Below are 18656 nucleotides of genomic sequence, written 5' to 3'. Positions count from 1 at the left end.
GGGCCGGCCCGGCGGGGATCACGCCTTCGGGGCCACCTTCGACAGACCGTTGATCAGCCGGTCCATCGCGTCTCCGCCCGTCGGCTCCGTCAGGTTGGCCAGAAGCTTCAGGGTGAACTTCATCAGCAGCGGGTGCGTCAGGCCCCGCTGCGTGGCGATCTTCATCACCTTCGGGTTGCCGATCAGCTTCACGAAGGCGCGGCCCAGCGTGTAGTAGCCGCCGTAGGTGTCCTTGAGGATCTTCGGGTAGTTGAGCAGGGCCAGTTCGCGCTGGGCGGGGGTCGTGCGGGCCGCGGCCTGCACGATGACGTCGGCCGCGATCCGGCCCGACTCCATGGCGTACGCGATGCCCTCGCCGTTGAACGGGTTCACCAGACCGCCCGCGTCGCCGACGAGCAGCAGGCCCTTCGTGTAGTGCGGCTGCCGGTTGAAGGCCATGGGGAGGGCGGCGCCGCGGATCGGCCCGGTCATGTTCTCGGGGGTGTAACCCCAGTCCTCCGGCATCGATGCGCACCATGCCTTGAGGACCTCGCGCCAGTCCAGTTCCTTGAAGGCGGCGGAGGTGTTGAGGACGCCCAGGCCGACGTTCGACGTGCCGTCGCCCATGCCGAAGATCCAGCCGTAGCCGGGCAGCAGCCGCTCCTGGCCGCCGCGCCGGTCCCACAGCTCCAGCCACGACTCCAGATAGTCGTCTTCGTGGCGCGGGGACGTGAAGTACGTACGGACCGCGACGCCCATGGGGCGGTCCTCGCGGCGGTGCAGGCCCATCGCCAGGGACAGGCGCGAGGAGTTGCCGTCCGCGGCCACCACCAGCGGCGCGTGGAAGGTGACCTCGCGCTTGTCGTCGCCGAGCTTCGCGTGCACACCGGTGATGCGGCCGGTGCGGTCGTCGGTGATCGGCGCGCCCACGGTGCAGCGCTCATGGAGCCGTGCGCCCGCCTTCTGCGCCTGCCGGGCCAGTTGCTCGTCGAAGTCCTCGCGCTTGCGGACCAGGCCGTAGTCCGGGTACGAGGCGAGATCCGGCCAGTCCAGCTGGAGCCGCACCCCGCCGCCGATGATCCGCAGGCCCTTGTTGCGCAGCCAGCCGGCCTCCTCGGAGATGTCGATGCCCATCGCCACGAGTTCCTTCACGGCACGGGGCGTGAGGCCGTCGCCGCACACCTTCTCGCGCGGGAAGGCGGTCTTCTCCAGCAGCAGGACGTCGAGTCCGGCCTTCGCCAGGTGGTACGCGGTGGTGGAACCGGCTGGCCCGGCCCCGACGACGATCACATCGGCGGTGTGTTCGGTAAGGGGCTGGGGCTCGGTCACGGCGGGTTCTCCCCAAGACTCGACGACGACAACGGCGGGCCGGCGACGACGGCGGCACCGGCGACGGCGGCGTCAGCGGCGTCAGCGGCGGAAACAAACGGCGAAAACGACGTGCTGACGGGCACTGGACATGGGCAGTCTATTCAGCGGTTCAGATCTCCCGGCTGAAGGGCTGCCCCGTGACCAGAGCTCTCCCCGACGTACGGCTGCGCGTTCCCACCGACGAGGACGCCTTCGTCTGGCACCGGATCTTCGCCGACCCCGAGGTCATGAGGTTCCACAGCGGCCGGGCAGCCGAACTGTCGGTCTACGAGGAGCTCACCGCCCGCCAGCGCAGGCACGACGCCGAGTACGGCTTCTGCCTGTGGACCATGCTCGACGAGTCGGGCGAGGTCATCGGGTTCACGGGCGCGCAGCCGTGGCCGGGCGAGTGGGGTCCGCAGGGCGAGATCGAGATCGGCTGGCGGCTCGCGCGGGCGCACTGGGGCAAGGGGTACGTCACCGCGGCCGCCCTCACCACGCTGGAGCGGGTGCGGGCAGCGGGCGTGCCCCGGGTCGTGGCCATGGTCCGGCCCGAGAACGAGCGGTCGATCGCCGTCACCCGGCGCCTCGGGATGGAACTGGCGGAGATCCTCATCCACCCCGGGCTGGGCGACCCCGCGCACTGCTACCGACTCGACCTGTGACCCTGAGTGGCGGACTGCTACAGACAGGCACGTGACGCTTCCGGGTAGCGCTCTCGGCCGGTTACCCTTCCAGTACCACTGGGGGTGACATCTGTGCCCATAACACCCAAGACACCCGAAGTGCGCGTGCCACGGCTGATCGGTCTGATGGCGGTGGACGCACGCGAGGCCGCGGAGAAGCAGGGCGTACTGCTCGCCGCGCCCGACCGGCCGGACTTCCATCTCACCGTCGTCGACTACGTCGTACGCCAGTACCCCTTGCCTGGCGCGCAGGTGCCGCGTGGCGCCGTGGTGACCGTGTGGTTCGACCTCGGCGAGGGCGAGGGCGGAGGGGGCGCCGGGGTCCGCGAGCCGCGGCTCCCCATTCCGCCGCCGGGCGGAATGCGCCGCGAACTCGGCGAACCGGGGAACGCGTTCGAACTGCTCAGGTGAGCCTCCGCCGCGACGCGGCCCGTCGTGCGCGGCGTCTTGCCCGCGCCGTGCCCGCGGTGCCCGTGCGCGGCGTCGTACCCGCAGTGCCCGTGCGCGGGGGTGCCCCACGGAAGCGCAGGGCCCGGGCGGCAGCGTGGCGCGTCCCGTGCGGGCGGGCGCCCGCGTCCCCCTCTTCACCGCCGGCGTGAACACCGTTGCGCGGCTCGCCGGTGCCGGGACCGTCAGACCGTCTTGAAGCCGCGGTGCAGCGCCACGATCCCGCCCGTGAGGTTGCGCCACGCCACCTTGGACCAGCCCGCCTTACGCAGCCGTTCCGCGAGGGCCGGCTGGTCGGGCCAGGCGCGGATGGACTCGGCGAGGTAGACGTAGGCCTCGGGGTTGGACGACACCGCGCGGGCCACGGGCGGCAGCGCGCGCATCAGGTACTCGGTGTAGAGCGTCCGGAAGGGCGCCCAGGTCGGATGCGAGAACTCGCAGATCACGACCCGGCCGCCGGGCTTCGTCACCCGGTACAGCTCGTGCAGCGCCGCGTCCGTGTCCTGCACGTTGCGCAGCCCGAAGGAGATCGTCACCGCGTCGAAGACGTCGTCCCGGAACGGCAGCCGCGTCCCGTCCCCCGCGGTGAACGGCAGCCAGGGGTGCCGCCTCTTGCCGACCTGGAGCATGCCGAGCGAGAAGTCGCAGGGAACGACGTACGCTCCCGTGCGTGTGAAGGGGAGCGACGAGGTCGCGGTACCGGCCGCCAGGTCCAGGACCTTCTGCGCGGGGCGCGCGTCGACCGCCTTCGCGACCTCCTTGCGCCACACCCGGTCCTGGCCGAGCGACAGCAGGTCGTTCGTCAGGTCGTACCGTTCCGCCACGTCGTCGAACATCGAGGCGACTTCGTGCGGCTGCTTGTCCAGGGATGCGCGGGTCACGGTCCCCATTGTGGCAGCACCGGGTACGGCGCCCGCGCGCCGCACCCGGCACACCGCGCCTCAGCGGCGCCGGTGCACCAGCCGGCCCGCGACGACCGTGGCCACGCACGTCCCGGCCCCGCGCTTCCCGAGCGCCGCCTCGTCGGGGACGTCGAACACGGCGAACGTCGCGTCCCACCCGTCCGCGCCGTCCGGCGGCAGCGGCACGGGCATCGCCTCCGCCGGGCTCCGTCCGGCCAGCGGGTCGAGCACCGGGGGCCCCGCGGGAGCCCCGAAGCGCTCCTTTACGGTGAGCCCCGCCCGGTACACGGCGTCCAGCACCGCCGGGCGCCACAGGGCCCCCGCCACGGCGACGGTCCCGTGCGCCAGCATCCGCTGCACGCCGCGCCGCGCGCTCGCGCCCCAGCGGGCGTCGCTCATGCCGCGCGCCTGAAGTGCTTCGAGGTCCTCGCCCATGAGCGGCTCGGTGCCGAGTTCGCCGGCCTCGCGCGGATCCGGGTGGTAGGCCCGCTCCAGCAGTTCGGGCCCGTACGGATTCAGCAGGCCCGGGGTGAGCACTCCCGGCCAGCGCCGGACACGGGCCGCCGGATGGGCCGCCACCAGTTCCTCGTACGGGCCGAGGGCCGCGCACTCCCGGCCGTCGACCAGCACCGCGCCGCCCGGCACGGCGGCCCGGCGGTCGCCCGTGAGCAGCAGGTCGGCGGCGTGGATCGTCAGCACTGGCGGATCAGTTGGAGGCCAGCAGCTTCAGCTCGGGATGGGCCGTGCCGCCCGCGATCGCCGTCGACGAGATGTGCGAGACGACCCGCTCGTCGGCGGGGTCGTTCGCCGGGTCGTCGTGGACGACGAGGTGCTCGTACGTCGTGGACCGCTGGGCCGGGACCCGCCCCGCCTTCCGGATCAGGTCGATGATCTCCTGACGGTTGGAGCGGTGCTTGGCGCCTGCCGAGGAGACCACGTTCTCCTCCAGCATGATGGAGCCGAGGTCGTCGGCACCGTAGTGCAGCGACAGCTGGCCGATCTCCTTGCCGGTGGTCAGCCACGAGCCCTGGATGTGCCGGACGTTGTCGAGGAAGAGACGGCCGATCGCGATCATCCGCAGGTACTCGAAGACGGTCGCCTGGGTGCGGCCCTTCAGATGGTTGTTCTCGGGCTGGTAGGTGTACGGGATGAAGGCCCGGAAACCGCCCGTGCGGTCCTGCACGTCACGGATCATCCTCAGGTGCTCGATGCGCTCGGCGTTGGTCTCGCCGGTTCCCATGAGCATGGTGGACGTCGACTCGACCCCCAGCCCGTGCGCGATCTCCATGATCTCCAGCCAGCGCTCGCCGCTCTCCTTCAGGGGGGCGATCGCCTTGCGCGGCCGCTCGGGCAGCAGCTCGGCGCCGGCACCGGCGAAGGAGTCGAGTCCGGCGGCGTGGATACGCGTGATCGCCTCCTCCACGGTGACGCCCGAGATCCGCGCCATGTGCTCGACCTCGGAGGCCCCCAGGCTGTGGATGACCAGCTGCGGGAAGGACTCCTTGATGGCGCGGAAGTGCTTCTCGTAGTACTCGACGCCGTAGTCCGGGTGGTGGCCGCCCTGGAACATGATCTGTGTGCCGCCCAGTTCGACCGTCTCCGCGCACCGGCGCAGGATGTCGTCGAGGTCGCGCGTCCAGCCCTTGGCGGTGTCCTTCGGCGCCGCGTAGAACGCGCAGAACCTGCACGCCGTCACGCACACGTTCGTGTAGTTGATGTTGCGCTCGATGATGTACGTCGCGATGTGCTCGCTGCCGGCGTAGATACGGCGGCGCACGGCGTCGGCGGCCGCGCCCAGCGCGTGCAACGGGGCGTCACGGTAGAGGGCGAGCGCTTCTTCGGGGGTGATCCGCCCACCGGCGGCGGCACGGTCGAGGACGGACTGAAGGTCGGCCTTCTCGGTCACCGGGCGTCCCTTTCGCGAGGGTTGTGGACGGACGCAGGGGCTGCGGACGGACCGGACCAGCCTACGCCAGGGGCCGGGCGCCACCGCCGTCAGGCCGTGTGAGCGCCGACCAGGAGCCCGACGAGGGCGCCCGCGATGAGGAACGGCCCGAAGGGGATCGCGGTCCGCCGCCCGGCCCGCCGCAGCACCACGAGCCCGAGCCCGTACAAGCCGCCGAAGAGGAACCCGGCGAAGGTGCCGAGCATCACGGTTCCCCAGCCGTACCAGCCGAGCACCGCCCCGAGGCCCAGGGAGAGCTTGACGTCGCCGAAGCCCATGCCGTTCGGGGGGAGGACGAAGAGGAGGAAGTACGCGCCGCCGAGCACCAGCGCACCGAGCAGCGCGGTGAGCCACACGCCCGCGTGCCCGGGCAGGGCCGCCGCGGCGGCGAGCAGGACCAGGGCGAGGGCGGCGAGCGGCAGCGTGAGCACGTCCGGCAGCCGCTGCACCCGGAAGTCCACGATCGTCAGCAGCACCCCGACGGGCGCGAGCAGCAGCCAGACGCCCAGTTCGGGGCGGGTGCCGGTGGCGAGCGCTAGTCCCGCGCAGACCAGGGCGGTGACCGCGCACACCACGCCGGTCCCCGGCCCGTAGGCCCGCCCGTCCACGCATCGCGCCCGACCGACCCACCCGCCGATCCGGTGCCCGTCGGGACAGCGGTCCCGCCACGGCTGCTCGGGCTCGACGCAGAGCCGGTACGCGGCCCGGGGCACCAGCGCACCGGCCGCCGCACCCCACAGCGCGGCACCGGTGGTCAGCCAGAGGTCCAGATCCACGCGGACAGGGTATGCGGACGTGCGCCGCCCAACTCCCGTGCTCCGCAAGGCCGCGGCGACTCCGGGTCCGCTAGGGGGTGTTCCGAAAGTCCTGTGCGGTGCCCGCGGTGCCCGGTGCGTGCTCTCGGCGTGCCGGACGAAAGCCCTCGTACTGGACGTACTCGGGGTTTCGGCCGGTGCGGCGAGTGCGGGTGCCCCCTGCTCGAAGAGCCTGGGGGAGCGTGCCGGGCGCCGTGGGTGCTGTGCGGGACTTCCGAAACACCCCCTAGTCGATCCTCGCCAGCCGCGACGTCGGATTTCCGGCGTCCGGGTTGTCGGCGGTGTACTTGAGATCGGCGCCGACCGGCGTCAGCCGGATCTCGTGCCGTCCCGTCGTGCACGTCGACGGGTTGGACTTCCTGGCCACGCTGGAGGCGACGAGCTGCCGGTCCGACGCCCGCTTCAGGAACAGCACGTCGTCGCAGACGCCGCCGAGCGGGTCGGTGGAGCGAAAGGTGCCCAGCTCCTCGCCGACGCCCGCCCGGTGGACGGTGACGCGGAAGGTACCCGCGGGCAGCGTGCCGCCGAGCGCTAGGCCGTCGCCCTCCCACGTGCCGAGATACACCGTGGGCACGGCGGACCGCCCGGCACCGGGACTGCCCGAACCGCTCGTCGGCGCCGGGGAGCCGGCGCCCGCCGCGCCGCCCTTGTCCGCACCGTCCTTGCCCAGCGGCCCGAAGAGCACGGCGGACCCGACCGTCACGGCGGCCAGCGCTCCCGCGACCGCCAGCGCGACCGTGCAGCTGACCCGCCGGCCACGGCCGCCCGCCGCTCCCGGCACGGAGGTCGCGGCGACGCTCACGGACAGCTTCCCGGGCGGGCCCTGGGCGTCCCGCGGGGCCGGCTGCGCGCCGGGGCGGGGCGGCAGGTGGGCGGGGGCCGTCGCCGGGGCGCTCAGGTCGGGCGGCGGCCCGAAGACCCCGGCCCCCGACGGGACGCGGGCCCCCTCCTCGCCCGAGGGAGCGCTGTGCGCCGGAACGCCGGGTGCCTGGACACCGGGCACCGGCGCGTGCGGCGCCGGGACGCCAGAGACCGGACCGCCCGACGACCCGCCGGACACCGGAACGGCCTCCCCCGCTCGCCCGGCTCCACCCGTCACATCACCCCCGGCGGACGGCGTGCCGACCGAGCGGTTGCTGAAGCCCACCGGGCCCGACGGCGGTGCGTGGGCCGCCTCCAGGTTCAGCAGCTGTACGGCCTTGCGGCTGACCTGTTCCACCAGGGGGCCCGGCAGCCAGCCCGCCGTCACCAGGGGGGCCGCGCCTGTCGGGGCGAGCCGTCGGGCCACCTCCGCCGGTGTGGGGCGCCCGGCCGGGTCCTTGGCCAGGCACACGGCCACCAGGTCCCGCAACTCGCCCTCCAGCGAGCCGAGTTCGGGCTCCTCGTGGACCACCTTGTACAGCAGCGCCGCGGACGAGTCGCCGCGGAAGGGGGACTCACCGGTCGCCGCGTAGGCCAGCACGGCGCCCAGGGAGAAGACGTCCGCCGCGCCGGTGACGCCCTTGCCGGTGATCTGCTCGGGCGACATGTAGCCGGGCGAGCCGATGGAGACGCCGGTGGAGGTGAGTGACGCCGTGCCGTCCGTGGCACGCGCGATACCGAAGTCGATCAGGAGCGGTCCGTCGAGGGTCAGCAGGACGTTCGACGGCTTCACGTCCCGGTGGACCAGCCTCAGCCCGTGCACCGCCGCCAGCGCCTCCGCGAGGCCGGCGCCCAGGACCCGTACCGAGTGCCCGGGCAGCGGGCCGACGTCCCCGACGGCTGCGGCCAGCGAGGGTCCGGCCGCGTACCCGGTCGCGACCCAAGGCACGGACGCCTCCGGGTCCGCGTCCAGCACGGGCGCGGTCCACGCGCCGCCGACCCGCCGCGCGGCCTGCACCTCGCGGCGGAAGCGGGCGCGGAACTCCTCGTCGAGCGCGAAGTGCGGATGCACCACCTTGACCGCGACCGTGCGTCCGCCTGCGTTGCGCCCGAGATAGACGCGGCCCATTCCCCCGGAGCCCAGCCGGCCGAGCAGCCGATAGGGCCCCACGACGGTGGGTTCACCGGCTTCGAGCGGCTGCATGTCGTCCACCCCTCCCCCGTCGACTCCCCAGCAGCGTAGTGCCCTGTGCGCCCCGTGCCCGCGCCCCGTGGCACACCCCCTCTACTGCTCCAGGAGCTTCACCTTCACGTCCGCGGGGAAACCCGTCGTCGGCCCCACCCGCCGGGCGAACTCGGCGACCGCCGCCAGCTGCGGGCCCCCGAAACGGAAGTCGAGCGTCGTGAAGTAACGCTCCAGGACCTTCTCGTCGAACGCCTCCCAGCGCGCCGCCTGCTCCGCGACCTTGCCCACCTCCTCCAGGGAGAGGTTGCGGGAGGCCAGGAACGCCTCGTGCACCGCGCGGGTGATGACGGGCTCGCGCTCCAGGTAGTCGCGACGCGCCGCCCAGACCGCGAAGACGAACGGCAGGCCCGTCCACTCCTTCCACAACGCACCGAGATCGTGCACGGCCAGGCCGTAGCGCGGGCCGTCGAGGAGGTTGGCACGCAGGGCGGCGTCGCCGATCAGCACCGCCGCCTCGGCCTCCTGCATCATCAGGCTCAGATCGGGCGGGCAGGTGTAGTAGTCGGGACTCACCCCGTACCGGTCGGCGAGCAGCAGCTGGGCGAGGCGCACGGAGGTCCGGGAGGTCGAGCCGAGGGCGACACGGGCGCCGTCCAGCCGGTCCAGCGGGACCTGCGAGACGATCACGCAGGACATCACCGGGCCGTCGCAGCCGACCGCGATGTCGGGAAAGGCGACCAGGTCGTCGGCGTGCTTGAGGAACTCGACCAGGGTGATCGGCCCGATGTCGAGGTCGCCCTGCACCAGCTTCTCGCTGAGCTTCTCGGGGGTGTCCTTGGTCAGCTCGAAGTCCAGGAGCGTCCCGGTTCTCGCGAGCCCCCAGTACAGGGGCAGACAGTTCAGGAACTGGATGTGGCCTACGCGCGGCCGGGTGCGAGGATTGTCCACATCGCGAGACTAGCCCCCATGCGGTACGTTGCTGGGCCCAGGGTCCCCAGGCGGCTTCGGACACCCCCCGGACGATCCGTGTCAAGCCCTATGACTAGAATGCGCCACAGCAAAGTCAACCCAGCTCGGCATTCCTTCAAACATCCGAGTGACGTGATCTTGACCTCTGTTGCTTTCGGCTGCCCGCGTGCTAGGCTCGCCGCAAGTTGCAGTTTGGTTTCCTTGCAGTACAGAGCCTGCGGAGCATGTGACCGCGGGCTCTCGTCGTTTTCAGAGGCATGCAGTTGTGCGGCGTTCAAGTTTTCACACTTGCAGGTTCTGGAGCAGGGCAACCCTTTGGGCCCAAGGAGGGCTTATGGCTACCGGAACCGTGAAGTGGTTCAACGCCGAAAAGGGCTTTGGCTTCATCGCCCAGGAAGGCGGCGGCCCCGACGTCTTCGTCCACTACTCCGCGATCAACGCGAACGGCTTCCGCTCGCTTGAGGAGAACCAGCAGGTGAGCTTCGACGTGACCCAGGGCCCGAAGGGCCCGCAGGCGGAGAACGTCACCGCCATCTGAGTCCCCGTCTCGGAGTCTTCGCTCTTCGGTTCCAGGCCATCGGCTCACTGAGTCCGATGCTCTGATCCGGAACGAACAGCAGTACCCAAGGAGCCCCCCGCGCCACCCAGCGCAAGGGGCTCCTGCTTTTTTCCCGCGCGCTCTTCACACGTGCTGCATGACCAGGACGACCGTCGTCCCCGGCGCCAGCACCTCGTACGAGTGCGGCACGTCGCCGCGGTACTGGCCGACGGGGGGCGGCTCGCCCGGCCGGCGGGCACCCATCTGGTGACCTACGAGACGGCGGCCTTTGGCCACCGCGGCCCGCCGCACTGCAGGCCGGGGTGCCGATGCTGCTCGCCGTGGCCGGGCTGCTCGTGCCCGGGAGGCGGGCATGACGGCGACGGCCACAGCGATCCTCGCGCTCGCCGTGGGAACGTACGCCTTCCGGCTGGTGGGCCCGGTGCTGCACGACCGGTTCGATGTGCCGGACCGCATCCGGCGGCTGCTGTCGGCCGCCGCGGTGGTGCTGCTGGTCGCCCTGCCGGCGACGGGCGCGCTCACCGGGCCGGGCGGCTTCGCGGGCTGAGCGCGACCCGCGGGAGTGCTTGCGGGCGGGATGCCGGCGTGGCGCCGGGCGCCGTTCGTGGTGGTGGTCCCGGCGCGGCGGCGGCAACGGCGCCGCGGGCGGCCGGGCTGGGGTGATTTGGTGAGGTGACCGTGGGCCGACCCGTGGGACGACCGCGTACGGGTGCCGGGCCGTCCCACGGCCCTACCAGGTCACGGGCAGCTCCAGCGGGAAGCGCCGGATGGTCTCCGTGTCCCAGCGCACCTCGTCCGGCGCCACCGCCAGCCGCAACCCCGGGAACCGCTCCAGCAGCCGCCCGATGGCCACCTCCAGCTCGGCCATGGCCAGCGGCACGGCGATGCACCGGTGTCCGCCCCAGCCGAAGGTCATGTTCGGCGCGGGGGGCCGGTCCGGGTCGATGACGTCCGGGTCCGGGTAGCGCTCCGGGTCCCGGTTGGCCGTCAGGTACGAGACATGGACGAAGTCGCCCGCCCGGATCCGCACCCCGCCGAGTTCCACGTCCTCCAGCGCCACCCGGGGGATGCCCACTCCCTTGCGGAAGGGGATGTAGCGGAGCAGTTCGTTCAGGACGGCGGTCAGGGTCTCCGGCCGGTTCCTGAGGTGCTCCATCAGTCCGGGGCGGGTCAGCAGGAGGTAGCAGATGTCGCTGATCTGGCAGGTGGCGGTGTCCTGCCCGCTGAGCGTCAGCGTCAGCGCCATGACGGCCAGTTCCTGGTCGTCGAGTACGTCCTCACCCTCCCTGGCGGCGGCCAGCGCGCTGATCAGGTCGGTGCCGGGTGAGCGCCGCCGCTGTTCGACCAGTGCGCCGAAGTACGCCCGCAGTTCGGCCTTGGCGTTCGCGGCGGCGGCACGGCCGTCCGGTCCGGTGGACAGCAGCCGGTGCATGTACCGCTGCATGCGGGGCCAGTCGTCCCGCTCGATCCCGAGGAGATCGAAGACGGTGTGCTGGGGAAGCGGGTCGGAGAGGTGGTGCACCAGGTCCGCGGGCGGCCCCTGCGCGGCCATCTCGTCGAGCAGGGTGTCCGCGAGCCGGGTGATCGTCCGCCGCATCCGCTCGACGTGCCGTTTGGTGAAGGCCTGCGACGCCAGGTGCCGCAGGCGGCTGCTGTGCGGCGGATCCATCACATTGATCGACTCGGGGGAGACGATGGGCTCCGGCGTCAGCCGCGGATAGTCGCTCCCCGTGATCGCCGCCCGGCTGAACCGCTGGTCGGTGGTCACCTGGCGCACCTCGTCGAACCCGGTGAACAGCCAGGCGTCGGCGTCGCCGTACGGCAGCCTGATCCGGGTCGGGCGGTCGCGGGCCATGAGTGCCGCTAGCGAGGGATCGAACTCCAGCCCCTCGCTGAAGTCGAAGGGGCACCTGACTGCTTCGCTGCTCGATGTCATCGCGCGGTTCTCCGTTTCCAGCCGGCTGTCAGCCCGCGTCGGGCGCCGCCACCGGCGCCACGTTGGTGGCGTCCACCGCGGCGCGCAGTCCCCGGGCGAGCCCGACGGCGTCGCCGGCGGCCCAGAAGTGGGCGAAGAACAGGCGGGGTTCGTCCCTCAGACCGTGGTGGTGCACCTCGACGAGTTCGGCCCCCGCACGGCGCAGGGCCCCGAGGACGTTCTGGACCTCGTCGGCGACCATGACGCAGTCGCCGCTGACCGCGGCCCGTCCGCCACCCAGCGGCTGGAAGTTGACCGCGGTGGTCGATCCGAGGCCCGGGGGCAGGATCCGTCCGCCGTCGGTGACGGTCTCGCGGCGGGCGAAGATGCTCTTGTAGACCCCGTCGTCGACAACGCCCCGGACGCCCATCGCGGCATCGATGCCGGCGGTGTCCAGGTCGAGGGGCCGCGCCTGCGCGGGAGGTGACGGGGGCGGGGTGCCGATGCGGTCGAAGGCCGCGCGCAGGCCGCGGGCGATGGCCGCCGGGTCGTGGCCGTACGCGTGGACGTGGACCCACCAGACGTCGGGAAACTGGGAGAGCAGGTGCTTGTGGAGCGCGGTCCGCTCGATCCCGTGCTCGTACAGGGCGTCGCCGAACGACTGCAGTTCCCGTTCGGTGACCACCGCGTCGCCCATCAGGAGCGTGGCGCCGTCGGAGTACCGGACGAAGGAGACGTGCGAGCCCAGGGCCAGGGCCGGCTTGATCAGGACACCGCGGGAGATCAGCACGAGGTCCCGGCGCGGGAGGCCCGTGTGGTACATCACCCGCTTCATCTCGCCCGGGCGGCCCAGCGCGTCGGCCACGGCGGTCCAGTCCGACAGCGTGGTGGGCACCGGCGCGGCCGGTCCCCGGCTCGTCCCCCTCACCGTCGCCCCGCCGGCCACCGCGCCGGCCGGGGTCGCCACCACGGCCGGCACGGGGGCCAGGGCCATCGCTGCCAGCACGTGCCGGCGTGACGTACCCGCTCGTGACGGGGTGTCCCGTGATCCGTCCTCAGCCATCATCTGCGCCTCCTGGCGAGATGGAAGCACGGCGGGCCGCGGACCCCGGGGCATCGCCACCGCCGCCGGGGCCGGCTGGGCTAAGCAGTCCTTCGCGATCGGGTGAGAGGGCCCCGGGCCCGCCCTATCGCGGGTACAGCCCCTCCACCTGCCGGGCGAAGTCCTGCATGATCGCCTCCCGTCGCGGTTTCATCGACGGCGTCAGATGCCCGGCCTCCTCGGTGAAGTCGACGGGCAGGACGGCGAAGCGGCGGATGGACTCGGGGCGGGAGACCATCTTGTTGGCCTCGTCCACCGCGCGCTGCAGAACCGCGTGCACCTCCTCGTCGTCCACCAGGAGATCCATCGGCACCGGATGCCTGCCGTTCATCCGGCGCCAGTGGGTGATGCCCTCCGGGTCCAGGGTGATGAGGGCGGAGACATACGGGCGGCCGTCGCCGATGACGATGCACTGGGAGATCAGGGGGTGGGAGCGCAGCCAGTTCTCCAGGGGGGCGGGGGCCACGTTCTTCCCCCCGGCCGTGATCAGGATCTCCTTCTTGCGGCCCGTGATCGTCAGATAGCCCTCGTCGTCCAGACGGCCGATGTCGCCCGTCGGGAACCAGCCGTCGGGGGACGACGGGACGACTCCGCCCGCGTGCGGGTCCCAGTAACCGCGGAACACCTGGCCCCCGGACAGCAGCACCTCGCCGTCCGCCGCGATACGGACCCTCGTGCCGGGCAGGGGCCAGCCCACCGTTCCCAGGCGGGGCTTGAGCGGCGGGGTGACCGTGGCCGCGCCGGTCGACTCCGTCAGGCCGTAGCCCTCGTAGATCTCTATGCCCGCGCCCGCGTAGAAGGCGGCCAGGCGACGGCCCAGCGGAGAGCCGCCGCAGATGATGTGGCGGACCCTGCCGCCCAGGGCGCCCCGGATGCGGCGGTACAGGAGCGGGTCGTAGAGGGCGCGGGCGGCCCTCAGGGCACGGCCCGGGCCGGGACCCGTGCCGTGCTGGCGGGCCTCCAGCGCCTCGCCGTAGCGCCGGGCCACGCCTGCCGCGCGGTCGAACGGCGCGGCCCGCCCGCCGCGTTCGGCCGTCGCCCGCGCGTTGTTGTACACCTTCTCCAGCATGTACGGGATGGCCAGCAGGAAGGTGGGCCTGAAGGCCGCCAGGTCGGCCAGCAGGTCCGGCGCCGCCATGCTCGGCGCGTGGCCCAGGCGTACCCGGGCGCGCACGCAGGCGATCGCCACCATGCGGCCGAAGACGTGCGACAGGGGCAGGAACAGGAGCGTGGAGGGCTCGGCGCCCGTCTTCGCCTTGAACACCGGGTAGAGGAGTTCGATCGCGTTGTCGACCTCCGCCAGGAAGTTGCCGTGCGTCAGCACGCAGCCCTTGGGGCGGCCCGTCGTGCCCGAGGTGTAGACGACGGTGGCCAGCGTGTCCGGGCCCAGTACGCCGCGGCGCACGGTCACCTCCTGGTCGAGGACCTGTCCGCCCAGTTCCGCGAGCCGCTCGACGTGCCCCTTCTCGATCACCCACAGATGGCGCAGGTCGGGCAGCCGGCCACGTTCCGGGCCGAGGGCCGCCGCCTGCCCGGCCGTCTCCGTCACCAGGGCGACCGCGCCCGAGTCCTGCAGGATCCAGCGGGTCTGGAAGACGGAGGAGGTCGGGTAGACGGGGACCGTCACCAGGCCCGCCGCCCATGCCGCGAAGTCGAGGAGCGTCCACTCGTACGTCGTACGCGCCATGATCGCGATCCGGTCGCCCGGCACCAGCCCCTCGGCGATCAGGCCCTTCGCCAATGCCAGCACCTGGCCGGCGAACTGTGCCGCCGTCACGTCCGTCCACCCGCCGTCCGGACCGCGGCGGCTGAGGACCCGGTGGCCGGGCGCCACGCTCGCGTTCTCGAACGGCAGGTCGGCGAGCGAACCGTGGGTCACCGGCGGCACCAACGGGGGTACGGACGCCTCGCGAACCTCGCCGCCCAGCCGCTGTGTCACCGGTTCCACGAGCACCGGCCCGCCGTCGCGGTCGAGATCGGCCGGGGTGGCGGGGACGGGCATGGACGAGTATGAGATGGGCATGGGGCGGCTCCTGGGGCCTGCAGCTGTGCACCGCTTCGCTGCACGGGGTAGGCGCCGTGCGCACCGAGACGGTCACCGGCGGCACGCGGCTCGATGTTACCGCCGGTTATCCCTGTGATCGTACGAGTCTCTCGTGGGGAGTTCGTGCGGGTTCGGGGAGGATCCGGGGCCAGGGCTGTGCAATCTCCTCCCCAGGTCGGTCAGGCGCGTTCGAGGATCGCGGTCACTCCCTGGCCTCCGGCCGCGCAGATCGAGATCAGGCCGCGGCCGGGGGCGTCCCGCTCGGCGAGCAGCTTGGCGAGCGTGGCCACGATCCGGGCACCCGTCGCCGCGAAGGGGTGGCCGGTGGCCAGGGACGACCCCGTCACGTTCAGCCGGGCGCGGTCCACCGGGGCCAGGCCCCGCTTCTCCCAGGCCGCGAGCGTCGCCAGCACCTGGGAGGCGAACGCCTCGTGGATCTCGACGAAGTCGAAGTCCGTCATGTCGAGCCCCGCCTTCTCCAGCATGCGCGGGACCGCGTACGCCGGGGCCATCAGCAGGCCGTCCTGGCCGCCCGTCACGTCCCCGCCGACGAAGTCGACGGCCGCCGTCTCGAATGCCGTCAGACAGGCCAGCGGTTCGAGGCCCCGCCGCCGGGCCCATTCCTCGCTCGCCAGCAGGACGACCGCGGCGCCGTCCGTGAGCGGCGTCGAATTGCCCGCCGTCATGGTCGGGTCGGGGCCGCCGGTGCCGAACACGGGCTTGAGACGGGCCAGTTTCTCCGGCGTCGAGTCCGCGCGGAGGTTCTGGTCGCGCTCCAGCCCGCGGAAGGGCACCACCAGGTCCGACAGAAAGCCCCGTTCGTACGCCGCCGCCAGCCGGCGGTGGCTGGCCGCCGCCAGTTCGTCCTGGGCCTCGCGGGCGATCCCCCAGGCACGGGCCGTCACGGCTGCGTGCTCACCCATGGACAGGCCGGTGCGCGGCTCGGCGTTGCGCGGGATATCGGGGACCAGATGGCGTGGACGGACGGCCGCCAGGGCCCGCAGCCGGGCGCCGGCGGTCTTCGCGCGCCGGGCCTGCAGGAGGATGCGGCGCAGCGCGTCGTTCACACCCAGGGGCGCGTCGCTCGTCGTGTCCGCGCCGCCCGCGATCGCGGACTCCGTCCGGCCCAGGGCGATCTTGTCGGCGGCGGCGATCACGGCCTGCAGACCGGTGCCGCACGCCTGCTGGATGTCATAGGCGGGGGTGCGGGGATCCAGCCGAGACCCCAGCACCGTCTCGCGGGCGAGGTTGAAGTCGCGGCTGTGCTTGAGCACGGCACCGGCGACGAGCTCGCCGACCGCGCCGGGGGCCTGGAGCCCGTGGCGCTCGACGAGGCCGTCCACGGCCGCGGTCAGCATCTCCTGGTTGGAGGCCGTGGCGTAGGGGCCGTCGGAGCGGGCGAAGGGGATGCGGCTGCCGCCGACGACGGCGACACGTCGCACCTCCCCGATGTGGAGGGGACTGCTCATCTCGACCTGCTCCTCACCCGTGACATAAGCTTACCCCCGGTAACCTTACTCCAGAGTAAAGAATACGAGCCAGCTGGGAGTCACACCATGGCCGACCGTTACCTGCGCTTCACGGGGACCGCTCCCGGTCGTTTCCTCGCCCGGCGGCTCGGGCTGCCGCAGCCCGTGGCGCTGCGCCGCTGGTCGGCCGAGCGGCCCACCCTGGACGGCCCGCTGCTGCACCTGACCGCGGGCAAGTCGGAGCTCGCCCTCGCCCCCGTCCTGGCCCGCACGGGTGTCGCGGCCGGCGACGGCCGGCCGGCCGCGGTCGTCCTCGACGCCACCGGCGTGCGGGACCTCGACGCGCTCGCCGAGGTGCACGCCGCGCTGCACCCCGTCGTGCGGTCGGTCGCCGGCAGCGGGCGGGTGGTGGTGCTGGGCGCGCCACCCGACCCCGCCGACCACCACCAGGCGGCCGCCCAGCAGGGCCTGGAGGGGTTCACACGCTCGCTCGGCAAGGAGATCGGGCGCGGGCGGACCGTGACGCTCGTACGGCTCACCGACGCGCGGGCGGCGGAGTCGACGCTGCGGTTCCTGCTCTCGCCGAAGTCCGCGTACGTGAGCGGACAGGTCATCGAGGTCGCCGACGGCCCGGCGCAACCGCCGCAGGACTGGGCCCGGCCGCTCTCCGGGCGGACCGCGCTCGTGACGGGGGCCGCGCGCGGCATCGGCGAGGCGGTCGCCGAGACGCTGGCGCGGGACGGGGCGCACGTGGTGTGCCTCGACGTGCCGGCCGCGGAGGCGGAGCTGCGGCGGGTGGCCGAGCGCCTCGGAGGAAGCGCCCTGGCGCTGGACATCACGGCGGCCGACGCGGGCGCCCGGATCGCCGGGGCACTGCCCGGCGGACTGGACGTCCTGGTCCACAACGCCGGGATCACCCGGGACCGGCGGCTGGCCAACATGGCGGCGGACCGGTGGAGCGCGGTGCTCGACGTGAACCTCGGGAGCGTGCTGCGCACGACGGACGTACTGCTGGCGCGCGGGGTGCTGGGAGCCGGCGGGCGGATCGTGGCCACCGCCTCGATCTCCGGGATCGCCGGGAACGCGGGGCAGACGAACTACGCGACGAGCAAGGCGGGCGTGATCGGGCTCGTACGGTCGCTCGCGCCGCGTGCGCTCGCCGAGCACGGGGTGACGGTGAACGCCGTCGCGCCCGGGTTCATCGAGACGAAGATGACGGCCGCGGTCCCGCTGTTCATCCGGGAGGCCGGACGGCGCATGAACTCGCTGGGGCAGGGCGGACTTCCGGTGGACGTGGCGGAGACGACGGCCTGGCTCGCGAACCCCGCCTCGGGCGCCGTGAACGGGCAGGTCGTGCGCGTGTGCGGCCAGAGCCTCCTGGGGGCGTAGACCATGACCACCGCCAGCGACCCGGTCGTGCTGCCCGGCTCCCCCTCCCTCGCCCCGCTCCTCGCCCGCGGTGCGCTGCGCTCGCCGTTCAAGCGCCCCCGGCCCGGCGCCGCCCCGCCCCGCACCCGCCTCGTCCTGCCCGGCATCCGCATCGGCCCCGCGCGCCTCGCCGCCTATGAGCGCGTCTGCGGCTTCCCCACCGGCGTCGATGCGCTTCCGCTCACCTACCCGCACGTCCTCGGCTTCCCGCTGGCCATGCGGATCATGGCGAGCCGGGAGTTCCCCCTGCCTCTGCTCGGGCTCGTGCACACGTCCATCGAGATCAGCCAGCGGGAGGCGCTCTCCCCCACCGCGGAGTACGAACTCGCCGTGGGCGTGCGGGAACTGGTGCCCCACCGGCGCGGCACCGAGGCGGTCGTCGTCACCGAGGCCCGGACCGGGGACCGGCTCGTGTGGGAGTCGAGCAGCACCTACCTCGCACGGCACCGCACCCCCGCCGGCGCCGCCGCGGCACCGCCCGCCGCCGACATCCGCACCGCGCTCCCCGCCCGTGCCGAGTGGCGGCTCGGCGGGGACGCCGGGCGGCGGTACGCGGCCGTCTCCGGGGACCGCAACCCCATCCATCTGCACCCCCTCGCGGCCCGCCTCTTCGGCTTTCCGCGCGCCATCGCGCACGGCATGTGGACCGTGGCCCGGTGCCTGGCCGAGCAGCCGGCCCGCGCCGCCGTCCACCTGCGGGCCGAGTTCAAGGCGCCTGTACTGCTGCCCGGCACCGTGACCTACGCCGCCGACGGCGGGCGCTTCGAACTGCGCGGCGGGGACAGACCGCACCTCACCGGCGAGACCAGGCCCCTGGCGGGCTGATCCACCCGTTTCCCGCCGTTTCCCGCGAGGATGCCCCGGCGTTCACGCCGGGGAGGAATCGCATCCGGGCAGCGGGCTGCACGGCGCGGCTCTCTCCTGCCTGGCGGCGGGGCCGCGGCTGCCGCCGGGCGGGGACCGAGTCCGCCGGCACCCACGCCTGGGCACAGCGGCGCT

16 protein-coding genes and 1 pseudogene are annotated in these 18656 nt (G+C 73.0%); 6 read left to right on the top strand and 11 right to left on the bottom strand.

The features are described from left to right. Positions 1-18: 18 nt before the first annotated feature. Positions 19-1308, bottom strand: a complete 1290-nt coding sequence (locus ACFSL4_RS14175) for a geranylgeranyl reductase family protein (RefSeq protein WP_381082353.1) — start codon at positions 1306-1308, stop codon at positions 19-21. Positions 1309-1487: 179 nt separating this feature from the next. On the opposite strand from ACFSL4_RS14175, the gene ACFSL4_RS14170 reads away from it, so the two are divergent. Together ACFSL4_RS14170 and ACFSL4_RS14165 are read left to right on the top strand one after the other, a co-directional pair. Further along, on the top strand, positions 1488-1994 hold the full coding sequence (locus tag ACFSL4_RS14170; protein WP_381082351.1) for a GNAT family N-acetyltransferase: 507 nt from the start codon (positions 1488-1490) through the stop codon (positions 1992-1994). 93 nt (positions 1995-2087) lie between these two features. Continuing rightward, positions 2088-2426: a PASTA domain-containing protein gene (locus ACFSL4_RS14165; RefSeq protein ID WP_381082349.1), complete on the top strand. Its 339-nt coding sequence runs from the start codon at positions 2088-2090 to the stop codon at positions 2424-2426. Positions 2427-2647: 221 nt separating this feature from the next. On the opposite strand, the gene ACFSL4_RS14160 is transcribed toward ACFSL4_RS14165, so the two are convergent. The 6 genes from ACFSL4_RS14160 to ACFSL4_RS14135 form a co-directional block, all read right to left on the bottom strand. Further along, complete coding sequence (locus ACFSL4_RS14160) at positions 2648-3343, bottom strand: demethylmenaquinone methyltransferase (RefSeq protein WP_381082347.1); 696 nt, start codon at positions 3341-3343, stop codon at positions 2648-2650. Between the two features lie 60 nt (positions 3344-3403). Further along, positions 3404-4063 carry a hypothetical protein gene (locus tag ACFSL4_RS14155; protein ID WP_381082345.1) on the bottom strand — a complete coding sequence of 220 codons (660 nt, stop codon included), beginning with the start codon at positions 4061-4063 and terminating at the stop codon, positions 3404-3406. 7 nt (positions 4064-4070) lie between these two features. Then, positions 4071-5270, bottom strand: coding sequence for a cyclic dehypoxanthinyl futalosine synthase (gene mqnC / locus ACFSL4_RS14150; RefSeq protein ID WP_381082343.1), 1200 nt, complete (start codon positions 5268-5270; stop codon positions 4071-4073). Between the two features lie 89 nt (positions 5271-5359). After that, positions 5360-6085, bottom strand: coding sequence for a prepilin peptidase (locus ACFSL4_RS14145; protein WP_381082341.1), 726 nt, complete (start codon positions 6083-6085; stop codon positions 5360-5362). Positions 6086-6350: 265 nt separating this feature from the next. After that, positions 6351-8189, bottom strand: coding sequence for a serine/threonine-protein kinase (locus ACFSL4_RS14140; protein WP_381082339.1), 1839 nt, complete (start codon positions 8187-8189; stop codon positions 6351-6353). Positions 8190-8270: 81 nt separating this feature from the next. Beyond that, the gene (locus ACFSL4_RS14135) at positions 8271-9119 is read right to left on the bottom strand and encodes a menaquinone biosynthetic enzyme MqnA/MqnD family protein (protein ID WP_381082337.1); all 849 of its coding nucleotides are present in this window, start codon (positions 9117-9119) and stop codon (positions 8271-8273) included. 355 nt (positions 9120-9474) lie between these two features. Between ACFSL4_RS14135 and ACFSL4_RS14130 the strand changes: the two genes are divergently transcribed. Together ACFSL4_RS14130 and ACFSL4_RS14125 are read left to right on the top strand one after the other, a co-directional pair. Further along, positions 9475-9678, top strand: coding sequence for a cold-shock protein (locus ACFSL4_RS14130; RefSeq protein WP_043442843.1), 204 nt, complete (start codon positions 9475-9477; stop codon positions 9676-9678). Positions 9679-10051: 373 nt separating this feature from the next. Next, a pseudogene (locus tag ACFSL4_RS14125) lies at positions 10052-10362 on the top strand (AzlD domain-containing protein). 67 nt (positions 10363-10429) lie between these two features. Here ACFSL4_RS14125 and ACFSL4_RS14120 read toward each other — a convergent pair. The 4 genes from ACFSL4_RS14120 to ACFSL4_RS14105 form a co-directional block, all read right to left on the bottom strand. Next, positions 10430-11635, bottom strand: a complete 1206-nt coding sequence (locus ACFSL4_RS14120; protein WP_381082334.1) for a cytochrome P450 — start codon at positions 11633-11635, stop codon at positions 10430-10432. A 28-nt stretch (positions 11636-11663) separates the two neighbouring features. After that, a complete protein-coding gene (locus ACFSL4_RS14115) occupies positions 11664-12680 on the bottom strand; it encodes a DUF1259 domain-containing protein (protein ID WP_381082332.1) in 1017 nt (338 codons plus the stop codon). 121 nt (positions 12681-12801) lie between these two features. Continuing rightward, positions 12802-14718 carry an AMP-dependent synthetase/ligase gene (locus ACFSL4_RS14110; RefSeq protein WP_381082363.1) on the bottom strand — a complete coding sequence of 639 codons (1917 nt, stop codon included), beginning with the start codon at positions 14716-14718 and terminating at the stop codon, positions 12802-12804. 221 nt (positions 14719-14939) lie between these two features. Further along, entirely contained in the window at positions 14940-16229 is a 1290-nt protein-coding gene (locus tag ACFSL4_RS14105; protein WP_381082330.1) for an acetyl-CoA C-acetyltransferase, read from the bottom strand. 87 nt (positions 16230-16316) lie between these two features. On the opposite strand from ACFSL4_RS14105, the gene ACFSL4_RS14100 reads away from it, so the two are divergent. Together ACFSL4_RS14100 and ACFSL4_RS14095 are read left to right on the top strand one after the other, a co-directional pair. Continuing rightward, entirely contained in the window at positions 16317-17618 is a 1302-nt protein-coding gene (locus tag ACFSL4_RS14100) for a 3-oxoacyl-ACP reductase (RefSeq protein WP_381082328.1), read from the top strand. Between the two features lie 3 nt (positions 17619-17621). Beyond that, entirely contained in the window at positions 17622-18482 is an 861-nt protein-coding gene (locus tag ACFSL4_RS14095) for a MaoC family dehydratase (RefSeq protein WP_381082326.1), read from the top strand. Positions 18483-18656: the final 174 nt, after the last annotated feature.

Source organism: Streptomyces caeni (genome assembly GCF_042678285.1).
Taxonomy (GTDB): Bacteria; Actinomycetota; Actinomycetes; order Streptomycetales; family Streptomycetaceae; genus Streptomyces; species Streptomyces caeni.
This window is presented reverse-complemented; position numbering and strand designations above follow the sequence as displayed.